Genomic DNA, 4,991 nt, shown 5'->3' on the forward strand with positions numbered 1-4,991 from the left:
CCGGCGGTGATCAGATCGCCAACGACGACCTGTCCGGTGCCGATACCTATACGAACCCGCAATGGCTCGGGCTCTGGAAGTCGCCTAACGGCATTGACGAGAGCAAGGCCAGCGCGCACCGCCTGCTCGGCGGCGTTCTCGTGCGCCTGCGGGTAGCCGAAATACACCAAAACTCCGTCGCCCATATACTTGGCGACAAAGCCGCCGAAGTGGGCGACCGTATCGGCGACACAGAGCTGATACGCTCCGATGGTCTCACGTAGGTCCTCGGGATCCAGACGCGTCGACAGCGCCGTCGAGCCGACGAGATCCACGAACATAACGGTCAGCTGTCGACGCTCCGCGCGAGATTCCGAGCGTGGAGGCGGCCGACGAGCCGTGGTGGGCCGGATCTGATCTTCGGCCAGGGCCGCAATGCCGCTGAGCAACTTACGCCGATGCCCAATCGACGTGATCCCGAGCGCCGTCAGATCGTCGGCGGTCAGGCTTGGAAGCACCTTTTCATCGATGTCGTGGCTACCGAAGGCGTCGGCATACTCGCCGAGGCCGAGGCTCACCAGCCATGCCCGAACATCCACGTGCCTACCTCCCAGGCGGTGGAGGCTTTGCCCGACCACTATATCGCAAACACTAAGCCTGGTCGCGTCTCTCGCGATGAGCAATGCCCCTTTGGCGGTGCGTTATCCTATCAATGAATGATGCCACCAGTCCCGAATTTTTACTGGTGGGTAGCCTGCATTCAGATGGCATATTAGGACAAGTTAAATTAATCTAGAGTGCGGCCCACGACCATTCGCGCGATTGATCTCCACTTTGGAGGAACTGGTATCCAGAAACCGGAACGCGGGAGGATGAAATGACTTTGAAGCACTGTCTGCTAGCCGTCGTTTTCACGTCACTGTGCATGGGTTCTGCCCAGGCCCAGTCTGCGAAGGAAGCCATCGAAGCCGCTAATGCCGAGTTCGTGAAGGCTTATAACAGCAAGGACGCGGCCGGAGTTGCGTCGAAGTACGCGGATGACGCGGCCGCATTCCCGCCGGATATGGCGCGTGTCGACGGCCGCCAGAACATCCAGAAGCTATGGCAGGGCGCGATGGATATGGGCATATCGGGGCTCACGCTTTCGACGCTTGATGTTCAAGAAAGTGGAGATCTTGCGTTCGAGTCCGGGAGTTTCTCTCTCAAGGCACCCGGCAAGGATTCGAAGCTGGTCGATGCGACCGGGAAATATGTGGTGGTCTGGAAGAAAGGTCAGGACCGCACCTGGAAGCTCTACCGGGATATATGGAATTCCGACTCGGGGAAATGAAAGGCACGTACGACGCTATGAGCGGCGCCATCTCGCCGAGAACTTCTTCTGCGACTTCAAGCAATTCAGGCGTGTCGCCGCTTGATACGAAAAGACCGACGAGAGCTTCCGCGCCATGATCTATGCCGCAAGCTCAGATGCGCCCGGCAACGAGCCGCTCCATGTCGGGGCCATGAAAGTTGAAAAAGCCGTGTAGCAGGATGGCGGCAGGCCGCCCCTTTCCGCCGACATTAAGGCTCGTTCGTGGCGCTCCCATGGAGAATCTGACCCATAGCGCATCCTTTGATTCGGACGACAATGATGCCCCATCAAAGCCCGGGCGGCGCTGCGGTAGAGGTAAGTCTCACTACGATCGCGTGTGACGCCAGCTTAGCAACTCACGCCGCGCGCCTTTTATTTATCTGCTGTGCGTTGCAGGTCGTGACAATAGGAGTACCATGAACCCAGATGCTGGCGGTTGATCGGAGGACATTTGGTATGATTGCAAATGCCGACCACGAAAAAATCAATAGAGACCAGCAAGTCGCATTGTCGAATGCTCGGCTTGGCCACTATATGACGGTAATGGGCATAGCGTTCGCGGTCACGGCTGTGAACGTATTTTTGATATTCAGCTTCGCTCACACAGCGCCAGCTTCAGCAAAGCTGGCGCTAGCCTTGTCAGTTTTCAACATATCCTGTTTTGGCTCTCTCGCAGGAAGGTCAATTCTCCAGGAAATCAAGGCAATCAACCAAGACTATTCCGAGGCGAAACTGGGAACCCACCACGCGAGGTACGTCGCCGAGATCCCAATAGATTTGTTCGCTGCGCTGACGGTAGGTCTTCTCGTCTTGATTGGGTTTGTGCAACTCTGGATGTTGTTTACTATTTGAAGCAACTGATCGGCGTCTGGCTCGCGGCCATATCGACGTCCGCTCGATCGCCTGCTGGCCCTCGTCTATGAGTGGCGGACCCGCCGCAACATAGAGCGCGGGCTTGGTCACCTGTCCAACTTCTATCTGCGCGACGTTGGCTTGACCAAAGCAGACGTCGAAGCGGCTTGCGCCGACAGCTTCGATCGATCCGCCTATCGCGCGCTCAAGAGTGCAGCGCATAACCGCACGGGCAATTGGTGAGAAGGGAAGGCTGGCGTGTGCGGCGCACGGTTTGAGTGCCGCGTTGATCCAAAGACCACACTGAAGAAGCGCCTCAAGTCTGCCGTAGGGACTTCAAGCAGGCAACTATTGGCAATAATGCGGGGAGAGCGCAGGATCGTCCAAAGGGCCTTTGTTTGCGAAGGACATGGCGCGATGAGTCAATTTGATAGCGAACCAGTTCGTGATCCTGCCGGCCTCGGCTTCGACAAGGGGCGGCTGGTACGACTGAAGCAGTGGATGCAGCGCTATGTCGACACCGGGCGCTGGCCGGGTGGTGCGGTGCTCGTCGCGCGCCATGGAGAACTCGCCTTTTTCGACTGTGCCGGTTACGCCGATGTCGAAGCCAAGCGGCCCTGGCAGCGCGACCTTATCGCCCGCATCTACTCGATGACCAAGCCTGTCACCGCAGTTGCGCTGATGATGCTGTACGAGGAGGCGCGCGTGCATCTCGACGATCCGGTCGAAGCTTACCTGCCGGAATTCAAAAACGCGCAACTTCTGATACCGGGCGCTACATCGCTGGATCAAACAGTGCCCGTCAAAACGAAGATAACGATCCACCATCTGCTGACCCACACATCTGGCCTAAGCCTTTTTACGAATCCCGGATTGCTCGGTGAAGCTTATGCCAAGGAAAAACTTGGCCTCGCCCTTGCCTACGGTGGGCTCGACAAGATGGTGCGCAGGATTGCCGAGCTGCCATTGGAATGGGAACCGGGCAGGAAATGGCAATACAGCACCGGGTCCGATGTCATCGGCCGCATCGTGGAAGTCGTTTCCGGAATGACGCTCGACAAGTACTTCGCGACTCGCATCTTCGAGCCGCTCGGCATGACCGACACCGGCTTCTCTGTGCCGGAGTCTGAGATCAGCCGTTTTCCCCCGCTCTATGAGGCGACTGTTGGCGGCATGGCATTGCACGAAGCGCCGGAAGTTTCAGCGTGGCGGCAAGGCAGGGTTGATACGTTCTGCGGTGGAGGCGGGCTCGTCGGAACCATCGACGATTACTGGCGGTTCGCCGAAATGCTGCGGGCTGGAGGTGTACTCAACGGCGAACGCATCCTTAGTCCCCGCACTTTGAGCTTGGCGGCGCGCAATCACCTACCGGGAGATCTTGCCTCGATGGCAACCGAAGTTTGGGCCGAGACACAGTTCGATGGTGTCGGGTTCGGCCTATTAGGCTCTGTCGTCCTCGACCCGGCCAAGGCACAAATTTCGGCGCAAGTGGGTGATTATGGCTGGGGCGGAGCGGCAGGCACCTTCTTCTGGGTGAGCCCGGTCGATGACATGGTTGTTGTTCTCTTCACGCAACTGCTGCCTTCGAGCGCCATTCCCGTGCGCAAAGAGCTGCGCGCACTCGTCCATGGCGCGTTGACGGGGGCCTAGACCTCTCAACAGAAGCTGAGCAAACTTTGCGCATAGCAAGCTGGGCCGGCTCGACTTCGTCGTGCTCGATGAGCTCTTCGCCCAAGCCGGCGGGCAGTGCTCTTCCACCTCATCAGCCAGCTTCACGAGCGGACCTCGCTTCCGCCATCGGTCACCTCACGGCGATGGCCGCACCACCTCAATGTCCGCTATTGAATACCCTAGTCGCGAACCTGCCAGTCCGCTTCCGGCCGGTTGCGGTCGTTCCGGATCGAAGTTGGACCAAGCCGTTTGGCGCTTAATGGGCGGGTTTCGCCGCGATGGCCGCCCGCCGTTTAATTAGCCACAATGCTAGCATGGATCGTCCGCCGGCAATGGGTCGCCGTTTGACGCGGATCCGTTCAGTTTCGCACGCGGAAGGAACGGCGGCTTTGCTGCCAAAAGCTATCCGCCGCGGCAACCATGCCGGGCTCCCAAGCCCCCAATTCTTCCAGAGGGACCTTCAGCTTCGACAGAAATCCGAGTCTACAGCATTTCCCTGGCATCTGAGTTAATATTGCGGCTGAGGGACCCGAATTCAGCCTTGGGAGAGCTGTGTGGACGTTGCCGCTTGGTTGCGAGGCCTCGGCCTCCAGCAATACGAGCAGGCATTTCGCGACAACGCGATTGACGCGGAAGTCCTGCCGGAACTGACCGATGCCGACCTCGAGAAGCTCGGGATGCTCCTCGGTCATCGCAAGCGATTCCACAAAGCGCTCTTGGGGCTGGGCTCGTCAAGCCATCCCGACGCGAGCACCGATGACATCGCGGCTCAGGGCCGCACTCGGGAGCTAAGCGCGGAGCGTCGACAGCTGACCGTCATGTTCGTGGATCTCGTCGGCTCGACGGCGCTGGCGACGCGTCTGGATCCCGAGGACTTGCGTGAGACCATCGGAGTGTATCACCGCTGTGTCGCCGATACGGTCGCCCACTTCGGCGGCTTTGTCGCCAAGTATATGGGCGACGGAGTTTTGGTGTATTTCGGCTACCCGCAGGCGCACGAGAACGCCGCCGAGCAGGCGGTGCGCGCTGGCCTTGCTCTCGTCAATGCCGTTAGGCGACTTCCAGAGCCCGAGCCATTGCGGGTTCGTATAGGTATCGGCACCGGACAGGTCGTCGTTGGCGATCTGATCACCGCCGG

At 59.1% G+C, this 4,991-nt stretch carries 5 protein-coding genes; 4 read left to right on the top strand and 1 reads right to left on the bottom strand.

Annotated features, from left to right (window positions below):
- A partial coding sequence (locus tag AC1D05_RS35615) for an adenylate/guanylate cyclase domain-containing protein (protein ID WP_477447646.1) occupies positions 1 to 578 on the bottom strand: 578 nt, incomplete at its 3' end.
- 278 nt (positions 579 to 856) lie between these two features.
- Between AC1D05_RS35615 and AC1D05_RS35620 the strand changes: the two genes are divergently transcribed.
- The 4 genes from AC1D05_RS35620 to AC1D05_RS35635 form a co-directional block, all read left to right on the top strand.
- Positions 857 to 1,309, top strand: coding sequence for a YybH family protein (locus tag AC1D05_RS35620; RefSeq protein ID WP_477447648.1), 453 nt, complete (start codon positions 857 to 859; stop codon positions 1,307 to 1,309).
- Between the two features lie 447 nt (positions 1,310 to 1,756).
- Entirely contained in the window at positions 1,757 to 2,182 is a 426-nt protein-coding gene (locus AC1D05_RS35625; RefSeq protein WP_477447650.1) for a hypothetical protein, read from the top strand.
- A gap of 417 nt (positions 2,183 to 2,599) precedes the next feature.
- Positions 2,600 to 3,832 (top strand): serine hydrolase domain-containing protein, encoded by a 1,233-nt coding sequence (locus AC1D05_RS35630; protein WP_477447652.1) that lies wholly within the window; start codon positions 2,600 to 2,602, stop codon positions 3,830 to 3,832.
- 575 nt (positions 3,833 to 4,407) lie between these two features.
- Positions 4,408 to 4,991: adenylate/guanylate cyclase domain-containing protein (locus AC1D05_RS35635; protein WP_477447654.1), on the top strand; the 584-nt coding region annotated here is incomplete at its 3' end.

This window comes from Mesorhizobium sp. P2_E9, assembly GCF_056403815.1.